Origin of the sequence: Streptomyces gossypii (genome assembly GCF_025165795.1) — a bacterium.
GTDB lineage: Bacteria > Actinomycetota > Actinomycetes > Streptomycetales > Streptomycetaceae > Streptomyces > Streptomyces gossypii.
The window spans coordinates 261,821-282,051 of record NZ_JAJAGO010000009.1 but is presented as its reverse complement, the minus strand read 5'-3'; the positions used below and the strand labels follow the sequence as shown (position 1 = coordinate 282,051).

The 20,231-nt window shown below is 72.3% G+C and carries 21 protein-coding genes; 5 read left to right on the top strand and 16 right to left on the bottom strand.

What is annotated here, in order from left to right; translation table 11 throughout:
* Positions 1–17 precede the first annotated feature (17 nt).
* Together LHJ74_RS20835 and LHJ74_RS20830 are read left to right on the top strand one after the other, a co-directional pair.
* Complete coding sequence (locus LHJ74_RS20835) at positions 18–674, top strand: MOSC domain-containing protein (protein ID WP_260219618.1); 657 nt, start codon at positions 18–20, stop codon at positions 672–674.
* A gap of 142 nt (positions 675–816) precedes the next feature.
* The gene (locus LHJ74_RS20830) at positions 817–1,611 is read left to right on the top strand and encodes an SDR family NAD(P)-dependent oxidoreductase (RefSeq protein WP_260219617.1); all 795 of its coding nucleotides are present in this window, start codon (positions 817–819) and stop codon (positions 1,609–1,611) included.
* A gap of 137 nt (positions 1,612–1,748) precedes the next feature.
* Here LHJ74_RS20830 and groL read toward each other — a convergent pair whose 3' ends face one another.
* The 3 genes from groL to LHJ74_RS20815 all read right to left on the bottom strand — a co-directional run bounded on the left by groL (position 1,749) and on the right by LHJ74_RS20815 (position 5,053).
* Positions 1,749–3,368 (bottom strand): chaperonin GroEL, encoded by a 1,620-nt coding sequence (gene groL / locus LHJ74_RS20825; RefSeq protein ID WP_260219616.1) that lies wholly within the window; start codon positions 3,366–3,368, stop codon positions 1,749–1,751.
* 106 nt (positions 3,369–3,474) lie between these two features.
* On the bottom strand, positions 3,475–3,828 hold the full coding sequence (groES, locus tag LHJ74_RS20820) for a co-chaperone GroES (protein WP_260219615.1): 354 nt from the start codon (positions 3,826–3,828) through the stop codon (positions 3,475–3,477).
* A 223-nt stretch (positions 3,829–4,051) separates the two neighbouring features.
* Entirely contained in the window at positions 4,052–5,053 is a 1,002-nt protein-coding gene (locus tag LHJ74_RS20815) for a polysaccharide deacetylase family protein (protein ID WP_260219614.1), read from the bottom strand.
* A 34-nt stretch (positions 5,054–5,087) separates the two neighbouring features.
* On the opposite strand from LHJ74_RS20815, the gene LHJ74_RS20810 reads away from it, so the two are divergent.
* Complete coding sequence (locus tag LHJ74_RS20810; protein ID WP_260219613.1) at positions 5,088–6,467, top strand: THUMP-like domain-containing protein; 1,380 nt, start codon at positions 5,088–5,090, stop codon at positions 6,465–6,467.
* Here LHJ74_RS20810 and LHJ74_RS20805 read toward each other — a convergent pair.
* The 5 genes from LHJ74_RS20805 to tsaB all read right to left on the bottom strand — a co-directional run bounded on the left by LHJ74_RS20805 (position 6,457) and on the right by tsaB (position 9,868).
* Positions 6,457–7,146 carry a DsbA family oxidoreductase gene (locus LHJ74_RS20805; RefSeq protein ID WP_260219612.1) on the bottom strand — a complete coding sequence of 230 codons (690 nt, stop codon included), beginning with the start codon at positions 7,144–7,146 and terminating at the stop codon, positions 6,457–6,459. The genes LHJ74_RS20810 and LHJ74_RS20805 overlap by 11 nt on opposite strands.
* Before the next feature lie 91 nt (positions 7,147–7,237).
* Positions 7,238–7,504, bottom strand: a complete 267-nt coding sequence (locus LHJ74_RS20800; RefSeq protein ID WP_260219611.1) for a hypothetical protein — start codon at positions 7,502–7,504, stop codon at positions 7,238–7,240.
* Positions 7,501–8,661: a tRNA (adenosine(37)-N6)-threonylcarbamoyltransferase complex transferase subunit TsaD gene (gene tsaD, locus LHJ74_RS20795; RefSeq protein ID WP_260219610.1), complete on the bottom strand. Its 1,161-nt coding sequence runs from the start codon at positions 8,659–8,661 to the stop codon at positions 7,501–7,503. Before tsaD ends, LHJ74_RS20800 begins: the two co-directional genes overlap by 4 nt.
* Complete coding sequence (gene rimI / locus LHJ74_RS20790; RefSeq protein ID WP_260219609.1) at positions 8,658–9,203, bottom strand: ribosomal protein S18-alanine N-acetyltransferase; 546 nt, start codon at positions 9,201–9,203, stop codon at positions 8,658–8,660. Before rimI ends, tsaD begins: the two co-directional genes overlap by 4 nt.
* Positions 9,200–9,868, bottom strand: coding sequence for a tRNA (adenosine(37)-N6)-threonylcarbamoyltransferase complex dimerization subunit type 1 TsaB (gene tsaB, locus LHJ74_RS20785; protein ID WP_260219608.1), 669 nt, complete (start codon positions 9,866–9,868; stop codon positions 9,200–9,202). Before tsaB ends, rimI begins: the two co-directional genes overlap by 4 nt.
* 257 nt (positions 9,869–10,125) lie before the next feature.
* Here tsaB and LHJ74_RS20780 point away from each other — a divergent pair, with 257 nt between their 5' ends.
* Positions 10,126–10,686, top strand: a complete 561-nt coding sequence (locus LHJ74_RS20780) for a hypothetical protein (RefSeq protein WP_260219607.1) — start codon at positions 10,126–10,128, stop codon at positions 10,684–10,686.
* A 377-nt stretch (positions 10,687–11,063) separates the two neighbouring features.
* Here LHJ74_RS20780 and tsaE read toward each other — a convergent pair whose 3' ends face one another.
* The 8 genes from tsaE to LHJ74_RS20740 form a co-directional block, all read right to left on the bottom strand.
* On the bottom strand, positions 11,064–11,660 hold the full coding sequence (gene tsaE, locus LHJ74_RS20775) for a tRNA (adenosine(37)-N6)-threonylcarbamoyltransferase complex ATPase subunit type 1 TsaE (protein ID WP_260219606.1): 597 nt from the start codon (positions 11,658–11,660) through the stop codon (positions 11,064–11,066).
* Complete coding sequence (locus tag LHJ74_RS20770) at positions 11,620–12,777, bottom strand: alpha/beta fold hydrolase (protein WP_260219605.1); 1,158 nt, start codon at positions 12,775–12,777, stop codon at positions 11,620–11,622. The genes tsaE and LHJ74_RS20770 overlap by 41 nt, the downstream gene beginning before the upstream one ends.
* On the bottom strand, positions 12,774–13,997 hold the full coding sequence (gene alr, locus LHJ74_RS20765; protein WP_260219679.1) for an alanine racemase: 1,224 nt from the start codon (positions 13,995–13,997) through the stop codon (positions 12,774–12,776). The genes LHJ74_RS20770 and alr overlap by 4 nt, the downstream gene beginning before the upstream one ends.
* Before the next feature lie 86 nt (positions 13,998–14,083).
* Complete coding sequence (locus LHJ74_RS20760; protein WP_260219604.1) at positions 14,084–14,806, bottom strand: L,D-transpeptidase; 723 nt, start codon at positions 14,804–14,806, stop codon at positions 14,084–14,086.
* A 177-nt stretch (positions 14,807–14,983) separates the two neighbouring features.
* Complete coding sequence (locus LHJ74_RS20755) at positions 14,984–16,429, bottom strand: NAD(P)H-hydrate dehydratase (RefSeq protein ID WP_260219603.1); 1,446 nt, start codon at positions 16,427–16,429, stop codon at positions 14,984–14,986.
* An 84-nt stretch (positions 16,430–16,513) separates the two neighbouring features.
* A complete protein-coding gene (locus LHJ74_RS20750) occupies positions 16,514–16,882 on the bottom strand; it encodes a holo-ACP synthase (RefSeq protein WP_260219602.1) in 369 nt (122 codons plus the stop codon).
* Positions 16,883–16,994: 112 nt separating this feature from the next.
* The gene (gene glmS / locus LHJ74_RS20745) at positions 16,995–18,842 is read right to left on the bottom strand and encodes a glutamine--fructose-6-phosphate transaminase (isomerizing) (RefSeq protein WP_260219601.1); all 1,848 of its coding nucleotides are present in this window, start codon (positions 18,840–18,842) and stop codon (positions 16,995–16,997) included.
* A 58-nt stretch (positions 18,843–18,900) separates the two neighbouring features.
* Complete coding sequence (locus LHJ74_RS20740; protein WP_260219600.1) at positions 18,901–19,140, bottom strand: hypothetical protein; 240 nt, start codon at positions 19,138–19,140, stop codon at positions 18,901–18,903.
* Positions 19,141–19,261: 121 nt separating this feature from the next.
* On the opposite strand from LHJ74_RS20740, the gene coaA reads away from it, so the two are divergent.
* Complete coding sequence (coaA, locus tag LHJ74_RS20735; RefSeq protein ID WP_260219599.1) at positions 19,262–20,224, top strand: type I pantothenate kinase; 963 nt, start codon at positions 19,262–19,264, stop codon at positions 20,222–20,224.
* Positions 20,225–20,231 lie beyond the last annotated feature (7 nt).

Below are 20,231 nucleotides of genomic sequence, written 5' to 3'. Positions count from 1 at the left end.
CTGGTTAGCGTGCGGACATGCACCTGTTGTCAGTGAACCTCGGCATCCCCCACGTTTCAGAGCACAGCGACGCCAGGGGAAACCTCACCGGAATCGACAAACGCCCGACCGGCGGACCCGTCACCGTGCGCGCCCCCGGCCCCAAGGGATCGGGCGGCAGCGGGCTGGCCGGGGACGCCATCGGCGATCTGCGCCACCACGGGGGTGACGAGCAGGCGGTGTACGCGTTCGCGCGCGAGGACCTGGACGACTGGGCCCGTGAGCTGGGCCGGGAACTGCCGAACGGCGTATTCGGCGAGAACCTCACCACGAGCGGTGTGCGGGTGAACGACGCCCGGATCGGCGAACGCTGGCGGATCGGCCCGGATCTGGTGCTGGAGGTCCGCAGCGGGCGCATTCCCTGCCGCACCTTCGCGGGCTGGCTCGGCGAGCGTGGCTGGATCAAACGCTTCACCCGGCAGGCCGCGCCCGGCGCGTACCTGCGGGTGGTCGAGCCCGGGGAGATCCGTGCGAGCGACCCGGTCGAGGTGGTGCACCGGCCGGATCACGAGGTGTCGGTCTCCTTCTGGTTCCGGGCGCTGACCAGCGAGCCGGAGCTGCTGCCCCGGCTGCTGGCGGCCGAGGACGCGCTGGAGCAGGAGGTACTGGACCGGGTGCGGCGGCGGACTGCGTAAGCGGATGGGCGAACGGGCGGGGCGAACGCCTGCGCGGCTGGGCCGGATGGCGGCGGCTCGTAGACGGCGGTCGGGCGAAGTGCGTAGGCAGAGGCGGTGAAGGGGCGGGCGAGGAGCCGGTGGTGCGGATAGCGTTTCCCGCATGACGACAGCATTGATCACGGGAGCGACGTCGGGGCTCGGTGCCGCTTTCGCACGGCGGCTCGCACGGGACGGACATCATGTGGTGCTGGTCGCACGGGACTCCGAGCGGCTGCGTACCCAGGCGGCGGAACTGCACGACCGGCACGGCGTCGAGGCATCGGTGCTGGCCGCCGACCTCGGGACCGATGCGGGCATCGCCGCGCTGGAGGAGCGGGCCGGGGACCGCCGTCACCCGGTCGACCTGCTGGTGAACAACGCGGGCTTCGCCAACAAGGGCGGCTATCTGGACATTCCGCTCGCGGACGAACTGACCATGCTCCGGGTGCACTGCGAGGCGGTGCTGCGGTCGACCTCGGCGGCGGCCGAGGCGATGCGGGAGCGTGGGCGCGGCGGGATCATCAACGTCGCGTCGGTGGCGGCGTTCGTGCCGCGCGGGACGTACGGCGCCTCGAAGTCGTGGGTCGTGCAGTTCACCCAGGGCGTGGCGGGCGACCTGAAGAGCAGCGGGGTACGGCTGATGGCACTGTGCCCGGGGTTCGTGCGGACGGAGTTCCACGATCGGGCGGGCATGGACACCAGCCCGGTGCCGGACTGGATGTGGCTCGACGCGGGGCGGGTGGTCGACGCCGCCCTCGCCGACCTGGCACGCGGCCGGTCCCTGTCCATCCCGGACCCGCGCTACAAGGTGATGATGGCCCTGGCGAAGCTGACACCCCGCGGCATGCTGTCCCGCTCCACCGCCAACAGCGGACCCAGGTACGGGCGGGTCAACGCCCCTGCCGCTGGCCGTTGAGCAACAGCTCCTCGACAACAGCCCCTTGAGTAACAGCTGCTGAACACGCGAACGCGCCGGGCGGGCTGGGAAACCAGCTCGCCCGGCGCGTACGGCGCTCCGGCCGCGGGGCCGGGGCGCCTCAACGCGGAAGCGCGTCAGTGCGAGTGGCCGTGGCCGCCCGCGGCTTCCTCTTCCTCGGCAGGCTTCTCGACGACCAGCGTCTCGGTCGTGAGCAGCAGGGAGGCGATGGAGGCGGCGTTCTCCAGCGCGGAACGGGTGACCTTGACCGGGTCGATGACGCCGGCCTTGACCATGTCGCCGTACTCGCCGGTGGCCGCGTTGAAGCCGAAGCCCTTCTCCAGGTCGGCGACCTTCGAGGTGATGACGTAGCCCTCGACGCCCGCGTTCTCCGCGATCCAGCGCAGCGGCTCGACGGCGGCGCGGCGCACGACGGCGACACCGGTGGCCTCGTCGTCCAGCTTGCCGAGCGAGCCCTCCAGCACCTTCGCGGCGTGGACGAGCGCGGAGCCACCGCCGGAGACGATGCCCTCCTCGACCGCCGCGCGGGTCGCCGAGATGGCGTCCTCGAGACGGTGCTTCTTCTCCTTGAGCTCGACCTCGGTCGCGGCACCGACACGGATCACGCAGACGCCGCCCGCGAGCTTCGCCAGCCGCTCCTGGAGCTTCTCGCGGTCCCAGTCGGAGTCCGTGGACTCGATCTCGGCCTTGATCTGGCCGACGCGCCCCTCGACCTCGGACTTGTCACCGGCGCCGTCGACGATCGTGGTGTCGTCCTTGGTGACGGTGACGCGGCGGGCGCTGCCCAGCACGTCCAGGCCGGACTGGTCGAGCTTGAGGCCGACCTCCTCGGCGATGACGGTCGCGCCCGTGAGCGTGGCCATGTCGCCCAGCATCGCCTTGCGGCGGTCGCCGAAGCCCGGCGCCTTGACGGCGACGGCGTTGAACGTGCCGCGGATCTTGTTGACGACCAGGGTGGAGAGTGCCTCACCCTCGACGTCCTCGGCCACGATCAGCAGCGGGCGCGAGCCACCGGACTGCATGATCTTCTCAAGCAGCGGCAGCAGGTCCTGGATCGAGCCGATCTTGCCCTGGTGGATCAGGATGTACGGGTCGTCGAGGACGGCCTCCATACGCTCCTGGTCGGACACCATGTACGGGGACAGGTAGCCCTTGTCGAAGGCCATGCCCTCGGTGAAGTCGAGCTCCAGGCCGAAGGTCTGCGACTCCTCGACGGTGATGACACCGTCCTTGCCGACCTTGTCCATGGCCTCGGCGATGAGCTCGCCGACCTGGTTGTCCTGGGCGGACAGCCCGGCCACGGCCGCGATGTCCTCCTTGGAGTCGATCGGGCTGGCGGAGGCGAGAAGGTCGTCGGAGACCGCCTTGACCGCAGCGTCGATGCCCTTCTTCAGGGCGGCCGGAGAGGCACCGGCGGCGACGTTGCGCAGGCCCTCCCGGACCAGCGCCTGGGCCAGAACGGTGGCGGTGGTGGTGCCGTCACCCGCGATGTCGTTGGTCTTGGTCGCCACCTCCTTCACCAGCTGGGCGCCCAGGTTCTCGTACGGGTCGTCGACCTCTACCTCACGGGCGATGGTGACGCCGTCGTTGGTGATGGTCGGGGCGCCGAACTTCTTGTCGATGACGACGTTGCGGCCCTTGGGGCCGATCGTCACCTTCACGGTGTCGGCGAGCTGGTTGACGCCGCGCTCGAGGGCGCGACGGGCGTCCTCGTCAAACTTCAGGATCTTCGCCATGGGAGCTTCCGGGTCCTCTCGAACGAACTGCGCCCCGGCCCCGGCTCGCGGGTACCAGGGCGCAGATCAAAGCAGTCTTCGGCTTCAGGTGACTGGCTTTGGTTACTTACTTCTCGATGATCGCGAGAACGTCGCGCGCCGAGAGGACGAGGTACTCCTCGCCGTTGTACTTCACCTCGGTGCCGCCGTACTTGCTGTAGAGCACGATGTCGCCGACGGAGACGTCGAGCGGCAGTCGGTTGCCTTCCTCGAAGCGGCCCGGACCAACGGCGAGGACAGTCCCCTCCTGGGGCTTCTCCTTCGCAGTGTCCGGAATGACCAGGCCCGAGGCCGTGGTCTGCTCAGCGTCGAGCGGCTGGACCACAATGCGGTCCTCAAGCGGCTTGATGGCAACCTTGGAGCTGGTGGCGGTCGTCACGATCCGACCTCCCCCTTCGGAGATCTCAGCGGGGTAACTCATGTCTGGGTGGCGTCGGCCAGAACCGTCGTCGCGGGTGCCGGGTCTGTCCTTCGCTACACGCTCACTCGCCTGCGGGGCGCTTTTGAGGCGCACCCGACGACTCGCTCACGTGCTGGCACTCCATGCTAGCGAGTGCCAGGTCTGAGATTATGCCTCGGTTAGCACTCCGTCAACCAGAGTGCCAGGCGCGCCGCCTCCGGAGGCTCGGTGCCGCTTCTGCCGATCAGAGGTAGTCCTCCAGGCGGGCCAGCGTGTAGCCCTGTTCGGACGCGAGGCGGAGCAGGCGGCGGGTCATGTCGGCCATCGAACCGTTCCACTCCTCCACGCCCCGGTAGTGGGTGAGGATGACCGCGCCGGGGTAAAGGCGACGGCCGGGTTCCTGGAAGTCGATCCGCTGCGCCCATGCCTCCATTCCCCACAGCACGACCGCGTCGAGTCCGCAGTCCCGCGCCGCGCGCAGCGTGTTCCCGTCGTACGCCCCGTACGGCGGCCGGAAGAGGCGGGGCTCCGGGCCGCCGAACTGCTCCTTGAGGCTGGCCTGCTGGCCGCAGATCTCGCGGCGCTGCTCCTGGTAGGAGAGCGCGGGCAGGTAGGGGTGGTGGAGCGTGTGGTTCTGGACGGTGCCGCCCATGCCGCCCAGCGTGCGGAAGTAGTCGTAGCCGGCGCCCCGTCGGGCCTCCTGGTCGGTCAGGAAGGACGTCACCGGAAGGTCGAGTTCGCGGACGAGTTCGAGGAACTCGGGGTCCTTCTCGGCGCCGTCGTCGACCGTCAGGAAGATGACCTTGTCGTCGGTCGGCACCCGCGAGACGAGCTGGGCGTCGCGCACCCTCGGCTTCAGCACGGGCGGCGCGGGACGCGCGGGCAGCGGCCGCTTCAGCCCCCAGCGGCGGTACGCGAGGAGGCGCTGCTGGATGCGCTCCGCGTGCGCGCCGAGAGCGTTGGCGGTGAACCGGGCGTCGGCGAGCTGGGCGGCGAGCCCGAGGCCGGGGGCGGGCGCGGCGGGACGGAAGGGGGGCGGACCGCCGCCCGGGGCGCCTGCGTCGGCAGTGCTCGCACGGGTGCCCGCACGGGTGCCCGCACCGGGCCCCGGCGGCGCTTCTTCGGCGGGCCGCGCCTCGTCCGCCGCCCGTACGCCGCCGGGGACCGCCCGCACCTCCACCGCCGCGCAGACCGTGGCGAGCAGCGCGATGCCCGAAGCGGCCAGCGCTCGCCGCGAGGCCCGCAAAGTCCGATTTCCTGTTTGTAGTATTTTGCGCATAATGCCGGATCGTGTCACCGCGGCCGACGGCACCCGTGCACGGCATCCCGGCGCGCCGGGGAGAATGGCCCGTGTGGCCGTACCCGACGCACCAACCCCGCCAGACCGGACAGACGCACCCGCCGCCGACGCCCTCAGCGCCTTCCGGTCGCTGCTCACCGACGAGGGCGGCCGGCTGCTGGCCGAACTGCGGGAGTACGACCCCGCGCAGGAACTGGCCGTCGCGACCCGGCTCCGCCGGGACCGGCCCGCCGCGCTGGTGACCGCCGCGCTCGGCCAGGCGCGACTGCGACAGCGCGCCGTGGCGAAGTTCGGCGCCGAGGACGCGGCCCGGATGTACTTCACGCCGAACGGCCTGGAGCAGTCGACACGCACCGCTGTCGCCGCCCACCGCGCCGAGCGCTTCGCGGCGCACGGCGTACGCGGGCTCGCCGATCTGTGCTGCGGCATCGGCGGCGACGCGATCGCGCTGGCGCGCGCGGGCATCTCCGTACTCGCGGTCGACAGCGACCCGCTGACCTGCGCCGTCGCCCAGGCCAACGCGACCGCTCTGGGTCTCGGCGCGCTGATCGAGGTGCGCTGCGCAGACGTCACCGACATCGACACGCACGGATTCGACGCCGTCTTCATCGACCCGGCGCGGCGGGGCGGGCGCGGGCGGATCTTCGATCCGGAGGCGTACGCGCCGCCGCTGAGCTGGGCCGTCGCGACGGCACGTACGGCACCGCGGGCCGCGCTCAAGGTGGCTCCCGGCATCCCGCACGAGGCCGTCCCCGAGGACGCCGAGGCGGAGTGGATCTCACACGCCGGAGACGTGAAGGAGGCGGTCCTCTGGTTCGGCGGCGGGCAGGTGGACGGCGACGGCACCCCGGACGGCGGCGCCGACGGCGCACCCGACGGGCCGCGCATACGGGCCACGCTGCTGCCGGGCGGCGCCTCGCTGGCCGACACCGGTCTGCCGGACCCTCCGGCCGGGCCGGTCGGGCGCTATCTGTACGAGCCGGACGGCGCCGTGATCCGCGCCCATCTGGTCGCCGAGGTGGCGGCGGCGGTCGGCGGGCGGCTGATCGACCCGACGATCGCCTATGTGACCGGCGACGCGCTGCTGCCCACGCCGTACGCCACCGCATACGAGATCACCGATGTGCTGCCCTTCCACCTCAAGCGGCTGCGGGCGCTGCTGCGCGAGCGTGAGGTGGGCACCCTGACCGTGAAGAAGCGCGGCTCCGCAGTCGAGCCGGAGGAGCTGCGCAGGCGGATCAAGCCGCGCGGTCCGCGCTCCGCGACCGTCTTCCTGACACGCGTCGACGGCGCCCCCAGCATGCTGCTGGGCCACCCTGCGGCCGGGAGTGCCGGGAGTGCCGGAAGCGTCAGCCGGTGAGCAGGTCGAGCAGCTCGCGCGTCCAGCCGTCGTCGTAGCCGTCCAGTCTCGGCAGCCCGCCCCTGTTCGGGTCCCTGGTCCATTCGAAGGACGCGCCCGGATTGTGCCGGGTGTAGCCGCCCGACGCGAAGAGATGGGGGCTCCCCTGGATCTCCGGCCCCTGGGCCACCCGCCACTGCGCGTACACCTCGGGCCGCCCGGCCCCCCGCTCCAGCGCCTTGGCCAGCTCCTCGGCGTCCACGTGGGCGCATTCCCGGGCGATTTCGAGGATCACCGGGATGATGCTGATGCACCGGCTCTCGGCGTAGAAGGCGCGCCGCAGTGCCGCGTCCAGTTCGTCGCTGCCGCGCAGGCCACCGACGGTGGGCGCCTTGGCCGCTTGGACGGCCTCCAGCGCCGTCAGGGTGCTCGACGGGTAGTCCGACTCGCGGCCGGACCAGACGCGCCAGCCCAGCTCCGGACGGCGCGCCCCGATCACGATCACTTCGGGTTCCACGATGAACCTGGGGGTCGGCTGGTCGTTGAAGAGCTCCAGCGGAAACGCCCGGTGGTCGATCCGGATGTCCGCGCCGCGCTCACCGGCGGCTGCGCGCAGGGTGTGCAGGGCGAGGCTCGCCCAGGGGCACCCGATGTCGGACCAGACGGTGACGGTACGCGGGTCCGTGGCGTTGTTGTTCATGGGCGCTCTCCTCGCCTCCGCAGGCTCCGGCATTCTCCCCGCGGGTTCCCCCGCCACCCGGGCCGACACGCTGCCCTGCGCCGGACAGGGCCTAGTGGGTGTCCTTCGGCTGGACCTGTTCGAAGCGCCAGCGGTGGACGGGGCGGGACGTCAGCTCGGCGGGCGGGTCGGCGAGTTCCGGCAGGTCCGCTTCGTACGCCGCACGCCACCAGGTGATCACCAGCACCCGGTCTCCGGGCGCTGAGTAGGTCTCCCGGCGGATCGGCGGCGGGGTGAGAGCGTGCTCCCGGCACCAGGACAGCAGTTCCGGGCCGAGTCCCTCGGCGGCCTTGGCTTCCCACATCAGTGCGACAGTCATGACTCGTACAGGTTCCTTCTGCTCAGTTCGTGCACGTGGTCGTGGGCATGCGGACCCTGGTTGCCGTCGCTGTGACGGTGACCGTGGCTGTGACCGTCACCGTCACCGTGCCCGGTGCCCGGGACGTGGGGCTCGGTGACCGGGAGCGACGAGTCCGCGGGTAGCTCCCAGTCCGAGGCCGCCCGGCCCCGCGCCACCATCTCCGCTCCGAGCGCGGCGACCATCGCACCGTTGTCCGTGCAGAGCTTGGGCCGTGGCACCCGCAGGATGATCCCGGCGCGGCGGCAGCGCTCCTCGGCCATCGCCCGGAGCCGGGTGTTCGCCGCCACCCCGCCGCCGATCATGAGGTGGTCCACCCCCTGTTCCGCACAGGCACGGACCGCCTTGCGGGTGAGCACGTCGGTGACCGCCTCCTGGAAGGACGCCGCGACATCGGCGACCGGCACCTCCTCCCCCGCCGCGCGTCTCGCCTCGATCCAGCGGGCGACCGCCGTCTTGAGACCCGAGAAGGAGAAGTCGTACGGCGCGTCCCGGGGGCCGGTCAGCCCGCGCGGGAAGGCGATGGCACGCGGGTCGCCCTCGCGGGCGTAGCGGTCGATCACCGGCCCGCCGGGGAAGCCCAGCTGGAGCACGCGGGCCACCTTGTCGAACGCCTCGCCCGCAGCGTCGTCGATGGTGGAGCCCAGCGGACGGACGTCGGTGGTGATGTCCGGGGCGAGCAGCAGCGAGGAGTGGCCGCCGCTCACCAGCAGGGCCATCGTCGGCTCCGGGAGTGCGCCGTGTTCGAGCTGGTCGACGCAGATGTGCGAGGCGAGGTGGTTCACGCCGTAGAGGGGCTTGCCCAGTGCGTAGGCGTACGCCTTGGCGGCCGAGACGCCGACGAGCAGCGCTCCGGCCAGGCCGGGGCCCGCGGTGACAGCGATCCCGTCGAGGTCGCGCGGGCTGACGCCCGCCTCGCGCAGCGCGCGCTCGACGGTGGGGATCATCGCCTCCAGATGGGCGCGGCTGGCGATCTCCGGCACGACGCCGCCGAAGCGGGCATGCTCGTCGACGCTGGAGGCGACCGCGTCGGCGAGCAGGGTGTGACCCCGGACCACACCGACGCCGGTCTCGTCGCAGGAGGTCTCGATGCCGAGGACCAGCGGCTCGTCTTTCATGGCTTCCCTTCGCCTCCTGTGGCGCTCGATCCGGGCCGGTCGTTGCGCATCACCAACGCGTCGATGTTGCCCGGCTGGTAGTAGCCGCGGCGCACGCCGATCGGCACGAAGCCGAACCGCTCGTACAGCCGCCGTGCCGGAGTGTTGTCGACGCGCACCTCCAGCAGCACCTCGTGGCAGTCGAAATCCTGCGTGGCGGCGGCGAGCAGCGCGGTCAGCAGCCGGGCGGCGAGGCCCGTCCCCCGGTGGGAGGGGAGCACGCCTATCGTCTGGATGTCGCCGGTCCGGTCGACCGCGACGAGCCCGCCGTAGCCGACGAGTTCTCCGTCCCCGGTGGCGGCGACCAGGTAGCGGCGGGTGGCGTGCGGGCCGCGCGCGCGTGCCAGCTCGGACCAGAACATGCCCTCCGACCAGGCGTCCTCGGGAAACAGCCGCTGTTCGAGGGTGAGCACGGGGTCGATGTCCCACCAGCGCATCTCGCGCAGTGCGACGGCGCTGGTGTTGACGTTGGCGCTGGCGTTCACCGTGCCCGCTGTGCTCATGGCGCACCCCTGGGAGTGACCACCTTGTAGTTGGCGGGGACCTGGGCGTCCGGCCTGCGCAGATAGAGCGGCAGGGGCGGCAGGAACTCGGCGCCCGCGGCGAGCCGTTCGACGGCCAGTTCGGCCAGCGCGGCGGCCGACTGGTGTGCGGGCAGTCCGGCCCGCGCACCGGTGAACGTGTCGGGGTAGAGCAGCGCGCCCGCGCCCACGGCGGGCAGACCCGCCACCGCCTCCGCCAGCTCGGCCGGACGGTCCACGGCGGGTTCGCCGATCCGCGTGCGCGCATCGGCGTACCGCGCCCAGTAGACCTCCTTGCGGCGCGCGTCCGTGGCCACCACGAAGGGGATGTCGAGGCCGGAGGCGTACGCGAGGCCGTCCAGCGTGCACAAGCCGTGCACCGGGGTGCCGAGCGCGGCGCTGAACGCCGCCGCCGTGGCCAGCCCGACGCGCAGCCCCGTGTACGGGCCGGGGCCGACCCCGACGACGATGCCGGTGACCTCGGGCAGCGCACGGTCCGCCATGCGCAGCACCTTGTCGACGGCCGGGAGCAGCAGTTCGCCGTGGCGGCGCGCGTCGGTCTGGTGGGATTGGGCGAGCACCCGGTCGCCGTCGTGCAGAGCGACGGCGACGGTGGGGGTCGCGGTGTCAAGAGCGAGCAGCAGCACGGTCCCCAGCCTACGACCGGCGGGCGGCCGCGCCCGACCACCGGGTGGGACTGACGGGCCGCCGCCGGGGCACGGCCGGGCCGCCACCGGGACCCGACACCGGCGCGCCGCAGGCCGCCGGGCGCCCGCCACCGGCCCGGCTCGGGACTCCGCCGGTCCACCCCCGTACGGCGCGTTCCGGCTGCTAACGTCAGCGCCGGGGCGCTCGTAGGCGAGAGACGGCACTCGTACGGGAGAGACGGAGAGGTGGCGGCAGGATGACACGCGGCAGCGGCGGCAACAGCGCGGGAAAGGTCGTGGCCGGGCTCACCGTCGCGGCATTCGCCGTTGTCGCCTTTCTCGCCTTCCAGGCCGCCGCGAAGGACGTCCGGCCGGCCAACGAGAGGAAGTCCAGCGCGTCGCCCTCGAAGGACAGCGCCGACCGCAAGAAGCGGGAGGAGGCGCTCCCGGCCCGCTCGGGCAAGGGTGAGCGGGTGGTCTACGGGCTGGAGAAGAAGCGCGTCTGGCTGGTCGCCAAGAGCGGCAAGGTCAAGCGGACGTACGAGGTGTGGCCGAGCACGGTCAGCCCCGAGCCGGGCCGCTACCAGGTCACCTCTCGCGCCGCACACGTCACGGGCTCGGACGGCAAGGCGGTGGAGAACGTCGTGCGGTTCGCCATCCAGGACGGCACGTCCATCGGCTTCAGCGCCGCTGTGGACGGTTCCAAGCCCGAACTCGACCCGGCGGAGAAGACGGGCGGCATCCGGGAGAAGCGGGACGACGGGCAGGCGATGTGGCTGTTCGCCCCGATCAACACGAAGATCGTCGTAGTCCCCTGACTGCGGATCCCGCAGACCCTAAGCCGCGCGGCGGCCTCTGTGCTCCTCCGTCTGTTCCCGCGTGTTTTCCCGCGCGTGTGCTTCCCGCACCTGCTCGTGCGGTGCCGGGCCCGGCGCCGCTTCCGGCGCCGACTCGGCCTCCGGGCGTGCGGGCGGGTCGGGACGCGCGGGGGGCGTGGACACCGCTTGGGCCGCCGCGCAGGACGCGAGCAGTTCGCTCATCGGCGGTGGCCGCCGCTGCCGCGCCGGCGGATTTTCGTGCTCCTCTGCCGACATGGGCACTCCTGTAAGTTAGGCAGACCTAACCAGCTCTCGGTGTCTCCATGTGACCACGGGACGCGTGATGCGCGCAACTGCTTGCCGACACGTTGTCGGAATCACCCGAGCCCGGTCAGGTCCTCCCCCGCCCAGCGCTCGCCGACGCCGGTCACGGTCACCTCACGCACGTCGTCCACCTCGTACGAATGCGCAGCGGGGTCGGCTCCCGCACCGACGGAGCGGTCGATCCGTACGTGCAGCCGGTCCTCCGACAGCTCCTCGACCTTGCCCTCGCCCCACTCGACGACCACCACGGACTCGGGCAGCGACACGTCGAGGTCCAGATCGTCCATCTCCTCAAGACCGCCGCCCAGCCGGTAGGCGTCCACATGGACGAGGGCGGGGCCGCCGGTCAGTGAGGGGTGCACCCGTGCGATCACGAAGGTGGGCGAGGTGACGGCACCGCGCACGCCCAGCCCTTCGCCGAGCCCGCGCGCCAGCGTCGTCTTGCCCGCGCCCAGCTCGCCGGCCAGCAGCACGAGATCACCCGGACGGAGCAGCTTCGCGAGCCGCGCGCCCAGCTCCCGCATGCGGTCCGGGGTCTCCAGGGTGACGCGGTGCGCGGCTCGCACGGTCGGCTCAGCCGCGTCAGTCGGCTCAGTCGGCTCAGTCGGCTCAGCGGGCTTCGAGTGGTGGCTCGGGTGTACTGCTTCCATGCGACCGGATGGTACGCGCCAGCAAAGCCGCCAGGCATTCGTCCACCAGTCCGGGCCGCTCCAGCATGACCAGATGCCCGGCGTCCTCGGCCACGACCAGCTCCGCACCGGGCAGCAGCGCGGCGATCGCCTCGCTGTGCGCGGGCGGGGTCAGCTGGTCGCGTTCGCCCGCCAGCACCAGCGCGGGGACTCCGGCGAACGCGGCCAGCGCCACCGCCTTCTCGTGCTCGGCGAAGGCCGGGTAGAACTCCGCGACGACATCGACCGGCACCGACTCGATCATCCGCTCCGCGAAACGCGCGACACCGGGGTCGACGTCCCGAGGGCTGCCGAACGAATACCGCCTGATCAGCCCGGCGAAGAGGTCCGAGGTGGCCCGGCGCCCCCGTTCGACAAGCTCGCTGCGGCCCGCCATCGCCCTGAGCAGTCCGGGCACCACCCGGCGCGCGGCGCGCGCACCGGCGGCGGGAAGCCCGTACGTCACCTCGCCGAGACCGCCCGAGGACGTCCCCACGAAGGCGGCACCGACTACTCGTTCGGCCACAAAACCGGGGTACTGGTCGGCCAGCGCCATCATCGTCATGCCGCCCATGGAATGACCGACGAGTACGACGGGCCCCTCCGGCACCGCCGCGTCCAGAACCGCCTTCAGATCCCGGCCGAGCAGATCGATGCCGACCGGCTCGCCGACCCCGGCACGGCCCGAGCGCCCGTGGCTGCGCTGGTCCCAGTAGACGGTGCGCACCAGACCGCGCAGGGCGGCGCGCTGGAAGTGCCAGGAGTCCTGATGGAGGCAGTAGCCGTGCGAGAAGACGACGGTGGGCGCCGCAGCAGTCCGGCCCGGACCGGCCTCACCAGCCTCCCCGTCCGGCTCGTCCGCCTCGTCCGCCTCGAAGTACAGCGCCGTGCCGTCCTCCGCCGTCGCCGTGCCCGGCGTACCGCGCAGCGAGCCGTACGGAGCCGACGCGTCCAGCGCGGCCCGCGCCCGGCGGCGCACCGTACGGTGCACGGTCAGGCGCTCGACCGCGACGCCCGCCGCGACCACGCCTATCGCCGCGCCCGTGACGCCCGCGCGCCGCAGCCATCCGCTGCCCGCTCCCTCGCCCCCGTCGCTCATCCGGTTCCGCCTCCCGCGTCCGAGTCCGAGCCCCCTCCCGCCGCTGGCGGTCGTTCCGCGCTCGTGAGCCCATCGGTTCCCGTGAGCGCGCCCGTGTACACCCGGGGCACCCGGGCACCGATGCGGGTGACGATCTCGTAGGAGATGGTGCCCACCGCCCGTGCCCAGTCCTCGGCCGTCGGCTCGCCCAGGTCACCGGGCCCGAACAGCACCGCGCGGTCCCCGACTGCCGCCGAGTCCCCGCCCAGATCGACAACGAACTGATCCATCGCCACCCGCCCCGCGATCGTCCGCCACTTTCCCGCGACCAGCACCGGGCCGGTGTCGGAGGCGTGCCGGGGCACGCCGTCGGCGTAGCCCGCCGGGACCAGGGCGAGGGTGGTACCGGCCGGGGTGACATAGGTGTGGCCGTAGCTGACCCCATGCCCGGACGGCACCCGCTTCACCTGGGCGAGCGAGGCGCTGAAGGTCATCGCCGGGCGCAGCCCGAGCTCCGCCGCGATGCCGACCTCCGGGGACGGCGAGAGCCCGTAGACCGAGACGCCCGGCCGGACCAGGTCGAAGTGCGAGGCGGGAAGGGTGAGTGTGGCGGGAGAGTTCGCCAGGTGACGCACCTCCGGGTCGAGTCCGGCGCGGGCGGCGGTGGCCAGTGCCTCGTCGAAGGCTTCGAGCTGTGCCGCGTTGGCCGGATGGCCCGGCTCGTCGGCGCAGGCGAAGTGCGACCAGATGCCGGTGACCCGCAGCGCGCCCTCGGCCTCTGCGGCACGGGCCGCTGCGACCAGAGCGGGCCAGTCGGCGGGCTGGCAGCCGTTCCGGCCCAGGCCGGTGTCCGCCTTGAGGTGCACGCGGGCGCTACGGCCGGCCGCGCGCGCCGCCTCGACGATCTCCTCGATCGCCCAGAGCCCGCTCGCCGAGACGTCCACGTCCGCCTCGACCGCCTCGCGCCAGGGGCCGCCGGGCGTCCACAGCCAGCACAGCAGCCGCCCGCGGTCGCCCCCCGCGCGCAGCGCCAGCGCCTCCTCGGGAGTGGCGGTGCCCAGCCAGGACGCGCCCGCCTGGCGGGCGGCACGGGCGCAGGGCAGCATGCCGTGCCCGTAGCCGTCGGACTTCATCACGGCCATCAGCTCCGACCGGGGTGCGCGCGAGCGCAGCTCCCGTACGTTCGCCCGCACCGCGCCGAGATCGACCTCGGCGCGTGCGCGCAGCGCATGGGCCGGGATGGGGCCGGGGCCGGGAAGCTGCGGCGCACGGGGCGAATCGTTGAGGCCGTTCAGGTCGTTCACCCGTCCAGTCTCTCAACCGGGGATCACGGATACCGCTTGCGGCCCCAGCTGTAGACACGGTCACCCTTGCGGGTGAGCTGCCACACGCGCTTGGCGTCCTGGTATTCGAGATTGACGCAGCCGTGGGAGCCACTGGTGGTGTACACGTCGTCGTACACCCCGTGCAGGGCCTGGCCGCCGTTGAAGTACTGGCTGAACGGCATCGGCGCGTCGTAGAGCCGCGAGTGTTCGTGCCGCACCCGGCGGTAGATCCGGTTCCAGCCGGTGCGGGTCTCGTAGCCGGGCTTCCCCGTGCGGATCGGCACCGGCTTGAAGATGATCCGCTCGCCCTTCCGCACCCACAGCAGCTGCCGGTTGAGGTCCATGCAGATCACGCGGCCGCTCGCCGCCGGGCACCCGCTCAGCCGGTAGGGATGCTTGCGCGCCCAGCGCAGCGTCATGACCTTCCAGGTGGTGGGACCGGCGAAGCCGTTGTTCGGATGGATGCCGACGTTCGTCTGGTACTTCTGGATCGCCAGGCAGTCGGACCGGGACTGCCTGCCGTCCACCTTCAGCTTCAGATAGCCCTCGACCTTCCGCTGGTAGGGACCGGTCCAGCGGGTGCAGGCGGGCTTCGCCGCCCGCTGCCGCCCCTCCTGGGAGGCCGCTCCGGCCCGTGCCGCGCCTCCCAGCACGAAGAACGGCACCACCGTCACCGCGGCGAGCACCGCCGCACCGAGTCTTTTCTCACCATGAGTTCTGCGCACGCCTCAGCCATGCACAGGCAGGCCCGCACTGCCCCTCGACCGGTGGGGGAACCACCCCGCCGCCGCGCCGTTTTCCCTCGCCGAGCCCAACAGCGATCTTCATCGGTCGACGGAGAACCCATGATCAGGGCGTGGACGCGGTCGAAGCGTCGACCGAACAAGATCGCCCCCTGCCCCTCACACCCGCTCCACCTCCCGCCAGGCGCGGGGGAGCTGCGAGGCCACGTCGGAGGCGGTGAGCGGCGGGCCCGCGAGACGGGCCGCCAGGCCGTGCAGATAGGCGCCCACGGAGGCCGCCTCCCGGGCGGGCAGGCCCGCCGCCAGCAGCGCGCCGATCAGCCCGGCCAGCACGTCGCCGCTGCCCGCCGTGGCCAGCCAGGAGGTGCCGGTCGGATTGACCCGCACCGGATCGCCGTCCCGCGGCGAGGCGACAAGCGTGCTGGAGCCCTTCAGCAGCACCGTCGCACCCAGGTGCCCGGCCAGCGTCCGCACGGAATCCAGCCGCCGCGCCTCGACCTCCGGGCGGGACTCGCCGTAGAGCGCCGCCGCCTCGCCCGCGTGCGGGGTGAGCACGGTCGGTGCCGTACGGGCGCGTACCGCGTCGTGGTCGAGCAGCCGCAGCCCGTCGGCGTCCACCAGCACCGGCACGTCGGCGTCCAGCACCTCGTCGACGGTGGACTGCGGCCCCGGCCCGTCGCCCAGGCCCGGCCCGACGACCCAGGACTGGACCCGGCCCGCCTTGGAGGGCGAAGCGGTGGAGACCAGGGTCTCCGGGAAGTGCCCCACCACCGCCTCGGCGGCGGGCCCGACATACCGCACCGCCCCGGCACCGCCGCGCAGCGCGCCCGCGACGGCCAGCACGGCGGCACCCGGATAGCGCGCGGACCCGGCGACCACTCCGACGACGCCGCGCCGGTACTTGTCGCTTTCCGGAGCGGGCCGGGGCAGCAGCGCTGCCACGTCGGCGTGCTGGAGCGCCTCCACCTCGGGCGCGGGCGGCAGATGGGGGCCGAGCCCGATGTCGACGAGACGGAGCGCGCCCGCGTGCTCCCGCGCCGGATCGATCAGCAGGCCCGGCTTGTACGCGCCGAAGGTCACCGTCGCGTCCGCCCGGACGGCGGTGCCGTGCAGCTCACCGGTGTCGGCGTCCACACCGCTGGGCAGGTCGACGGCGACGACGGCCGCCCCCGACTCGGCGACGAGGCGCATCAGCTCCGCGGCCTCCGCGCGCAGTCCGCCCTTGCCGCCGATGCCGACGATCCCGTCCACCACCAGCGCGGCCCGCGCCAGCACCGGCCGGGCTTCCCCCGTGCCCACGGCCCGGCCGCCTGCGGCGCGCAGCGCGCTCAGCCCCCCCGCGTGCGCCCGCTCCGGCGCGAGCAGCACGGCCGTCACCCCGGCGCCCCGGCGGGCGAGCCGCGCCCCGGCGTACAGGGCGTCGCCGCCGTTGTCGCCGCTGCCGACCAGCAGCGCCACCCGGGCGCCGTAGGTGCCTCCCAACAGCCCGGTGCAGGCGGCGGCCAGCCCGGCGGCGGCGCGCCGCATCAGCTCCCCCTCCGGAAGTCGCGCCATCAGGGCACGCTCGGCGGCCCGTACGGTCTCCACGCTGTATGCGGTCCTCATGAGACCAGTGTGACGAACGAGGCGGCCTCACGCTCCGCCCCCGTCAGATGCTCCGCTAACGCTCAGCCCCCGCCCGATGCTCCGCTAACGCTCAGCGATGACCACCGCGGACGCGACCCCCGCGTCGTGGCTCAGGGAAACGTGCCAGTGCAGCACGCCGAGCGCGGCGGCGCGCGCCGCGACCGTGCCCCGTACGACCAGCGACGGCTGGCCGGAGTCGGCCGTCAGTACCTCCGCGTCCGTCCAGCGCAGCCCGCTGGGCGCGCCCAGCGCCTTCGCCAGGGCTTCCTTCGCCGCGAAACGCGCGGCCAGTGAGGCCATGCCCCGGCGCTCGCCGCTCGGCAGAAGCAACTCGCCGTCCAGGAACAGCCGTTCGGCCAGCTGCGGCGTCCGTTCCATCGCCGCCGCGAAACGGTCGATCTCCGCGACGTCGATCCCCACCCCTACGATCACCGGGCTCCCTGTCTCACATCACAACCAGTCCCGCACGCACCGGGGGCTGCTCCGAAGCTGTTGTCCTGCCCCGGTCGGGGCCGAGCCTCAACCGGGGCAGGACAACAGCTTCTCACTCCACCGTTACCGACTTGGCGAGGTTCCGCGGCTGGTCGACCTCGTTCCCGCGAGCTGTCGCCAGTTCGCAGGCGAAGACCTGCAACGGGACGGTCGCCACCAGCGGTTGCAGCAGCACCGGTGTCCGGGGGACCTCGATCAGATGATCCGCGTACGGCAGCACGGCCGTGTCGCCGCGCTCCGCGATCACGATCGTACGTGCGCCGCGGGCGCGGATCTCCTGGATGTTGGAGACGATCTTGTCGTGCAGCACCGACCGCCCGCGCGGTGACGGCACCACCACGACCACCGGCACGTCCTCCTCGATCAGCGCGATCGGCCCGTGCTTCAGCTCCCCCGCCGCGAAGCCCTCGGCGTGCATGTACGCCAGTTCCTTGAGCTTGAGCGCCCCCTCCAGCGCGACGGGGTAACCCACGTGCCGTCCCAGGAAGAGCACCGTCTCCTTGTCCGCCAGGCTCCGGGCCAGTTCCCGTACCGGCTCCATGGTGGTCAGCACCTCCTCCACCTGGGTGCTGATCGCGGACAGCTCGCGGATTGCGGCGATCACCTCGTCGCCCCACTTGGTGCCCCGCACCTGGCCCAGATAGAGGGCCACCAGATAGCAGGCGACCAACTGGGTGAGGAACGCCTTCGTGGAGGCGACGGCCACCTCCGGCCCCGCGTGGGTGTAGAGCACGGCATCCGACTCGCGCGGGATCGTCGAGCCGTTGGTGTTGCAGATGGCCAGGACCTTCGCGCCCTGCTCCCGCGCGTGGCGCAGCGCCATCAGTGTGTCCATCGTCTCGCCGGACTGGCTGACGGCGATCACCAGCGTCCGCGAGTCCAGAATCGGGTCGCGGTAGCGGAACTCGCTGGCCAGCTCCGTCTCGCAGGGGGTCCGCGTCCAGTGCTCGATCGCGTACTTGGCGATCAGACCGGCGTGATAGGCCGTGCCGCATGCGACCATCACCACCTTGTCGATCTCCCGCAGTTCGGCGGCGGGGAGCCGTACCTCGTCCAGAGTCAGCGCACCGTCGGCGCCGATCCGGCCGAGGAGCGTGTCGGCAACGGCCTTCGGCTGCTCGGCGATCTCCTTGAGCATGAAGTAGTCGTAGCCGCTCTTCTCGGCGGCGGAGACGTCCCAGTCGACGTGGTAGGCGCGCACCTCGGCGGCCACGCCGTCGAAGTCGGTGACCGTGACGGCGTCCCGGCGCAGCTCCACCACCTGGTCCTGCCCCAGCTCCAGCGCGTCCCGGGTGTGCTCGATGAAGGCCGCCACGTCGGACGCCAGGAAGTTCTCCCCGTCCCCGAGCCCGACCACCAGCGGCGAGTTGCGGCGGGCGCCGACCACCACCTCCGGGTCATCCACCGAGACGGCGACCAGGGTGAACGCTCCCGCCATCAGACGGCACACCTGCCGCATCGCCTCCCCGAGGTCCCCGCAGGCGGAGAAGGACTCGGCGAGCAGATGCGCGACGACCTCGGTGTCCGTCTGCGAGGTCAGCTCGTGCCCGCGCTCCGCGAGTTCGGCGCGCAGGGCCGCGAAGTTCTCGATGATCCCGTTGTGTACGACGGCGACGCGTCCGGCGTTGTCCAGGTGCGGGTGGGCGTTCGCGTCGGTCGGGGCGCCGTGGGTGGCCCAGCGGGTGTGTCCGATGGCGGTCGGCCCGGTCGGCAGCGGGCGGTCGGCCAGTTCCTTCTCCAGGTTGGCGAGCTTGCCCGCCTTCTTCGCGGCGGCCAGCCCGCCGTCGGCGAGCACAGCGACTCCGGCCGAGTCGTAGCCCCGGTACTCCAGCCGCCGGAGCCCGGCCAGGACCACATCGAGGGCGGGCTGTCCACCCGCATAACCGATGATTCCGCACATATGCGCAGCTTACGACCTCCCCCGCAGTGCCGGGTGCAGGTGCGCCGGGCGGTGGAGGTCAGTCCTCGTGGCCGATCTGGTCCATCGCGTCGTGTACGAGGTCCAGATACTCGACCTCCTCGCAGCGCGGCTTGCTGCCCATCACGTAGAGGTCCAGCGATTCGGAGAGGTCCTCCCGGAGATCCTCCTCGGGCAGCTCGGCGGAGATCTCCTCGTAGGCGCGGGTGGCGCAGCTGCTCGGCCGTGCGGCACGGCTTCCGCGCCTCCGCAGACGGGCGCGCGCGATCAGGGATGCCATGGTCCCCCCAGGGGCGGGTCGGGTGGAGGGACCGTAGCGATGAATCGCACACACGTACACCCCCCGAGCCTTATGGCACCCCCTACAGGAATCGCTCGGGTGTGCGACGCAGAATGAGGAGGTGGCCACCAAGACGGCGAAGCCGTATGTCGATCTCTCCCGCGCCGAGTGGAGCGCACTGCGCGAGCGGACACCGCTGCCGCTGACCGCCGAGGAGGTCGAGCGGCTGCGCGGGCTCGGTGACGTCATCGATCTGGACGAGGTGCGGGAGGTCTATCTGCCGCTCTCCCGGCTGCTCAACCTGTACGTGGGCGCCACCCACGGCCTGCGCGACGCACTGAACACCTTCCTCGGTGACGCCGCCAACCGCCAGGGCCCCCAGCACGGGACCCCGTTCGTCATCGGCGTCGCGGGCAGCGTCGCGGTAGGCAAGTCGACGGCCGCGCGGCTGCTGCGGGCGCTGCTCGCACGGTGGCCGGAGCACCCCCGGGTGGAACTCGTGACGACGGACGGCTTTCTCCACCCCAACGCCGAACTGCGCGAGCGAGGGCTGATGTCCCGCAAGGGCTTCCCCGAGTCGTACGACCGCCGGGCGCTCACCCGGTTCGTCGCGGACGTGAAATCCGGCCGGGAGGAGGTGACCGCGCCCGTCTACGACCACCTGATCTACGACATCGTCCCCGGCGAACGCCTGGTGGTGCGGCGGCCGGACATCCTGATCGTGGAAGGACTGAACGTGCTTCAGCCCGCCCGCTACGGGCAGGACGGGCGAGCCCGGCTGGCCCTCGCCGACTACTTCGACTTCTCCGTCTACGTGGACGCCCGCACGGACGACATCCGCAGCTGGTATCTGGAGCGCTTCCGCGCGCTGCGCGCCACCGCCTTCCAGGACCCCGCCTCGTACTTCCGCAAGTACACCCGGGTCACGGAGGAGGAGGCGCTGGACTACGCCCGCAACACCTGGCGCACCATCAACGAGCCGAACCTGCGGCAGAACATCGCACCGACCAGGGGCCGCGCGACCCTCCAGCTGCACAAGGGGCCCGACCACAAGGTCGAACGCCTCTCGCTGCGCAAGCTCTGACCGGTCA

Excerpts from the sequence above, each read along its gene's own strand:
- LHJ74_RS20835 (WP_260219618.1), top strand. The coding sequence starts at position 18 with ATGCACCTGTTGTCAGTGAACCTCGGCATCCCCCACGTTTCAGAGCAC.
- LHJ74_RS20830 (WP_260219617.1), top strand. The coding sequence starts at position 817 with ATGACGACAGCATTGATCACGGGAGCGACGTCGGGGCTCGGTGCCGCT.
- groL (WP_260219616.1), bottom strand. The coding sequence starts at position 3,368 with ATGGCGAAGATCCTGAAGTTTGACGAGGACGCCCGTCGCGCCCTCGAG.
- groES (WP_260219615.1), bottom strand. The coding sequence starts at position 3,828 with ATGAGTTACCCCGCTGAGATCTCCGAAGGGGGAGGTCGGATCGTGACG.
- LHJ74_RS20810 (WP_260219613.1), top strand. The coding sequence starts at position 5,088 with ATGCCGGATCGTGTCACCGCGGCCGACGGCACCCGTGCACGGCATCCC.
- LHJ74_RS20805 (WP_260219612.1), bottom strand. The coding sequence starts at position 7,146 with ATGAACAACAACGCCACGGACCCGCGTACCGTCACCGTCTGGTCCGAC.
- LHJ74_RS20800 (WP_260219611.1), bottom strand. The coding sequence starts at position 7,504 with ATGACTGTCGCACTGATGTGGGAAGCCAAGGCCGCCGAGGGACTCGGC.
- tsaD (WP_260219610.1), bottom strand. The coding sequence starts at position 8,661 with ATGAAAGACGAGCCGCTGGTCCTCGGCATCGAGACCTCCTGCGACGAG.
- rimI (WP_260219609.1), bottom strand. The coding sequence starts at position 9,203 with ATGAGCACAGCGGGCACGGTGAACGCCAGCGCCAACGTCAACACCAGC.
- LHJ74_RS20780 (WP_260219607.1), top strand. The coding sequence starts at position 10,126 with ATGACACGCGGCAGCGGCGGCAACAGCGCGGGAAAGGTCGTGGCCGGG.
- tsaE (WP_260219606.1), bottom strand. The coding sequence starts at position 11,660 with ATGGAAGCAGTACACCCGAGCCACCACTCGAAGCCCGCTGAGCCGACT.
- LHJ74_RS20770 (WP_260219605.1), bottom strand. The coding sequence starts at position 12,777 with ATGAGCGACGGGGGCGAGGGAGCGGGCAGCGGATGGCTGCGGCGCGCG.
- LHJ74_RS20755 (WP_260219603.1), bottom strand. The coding sequence starts at position 16,429 with ATGAGGACCGCATACAGCGTGGAGACCGTACGGGCCGCCGAGCGTGCC.
- glmS (WP_260219601.1), bottom strand. The coding sequence starts at position 18,842 with ATGTGCGGAATCATCGGTTATGCGGGTGGACAGCCCGCCCTCGATGTG.
- LHJ74_RS20740 (WP_260219600.1), bottom strand. The coding sequence starts at position 19,140 with ATGGCATCCCTGATCGCGCGCGCCCGTCTGCGGAGGCGCGGAAGCCGT.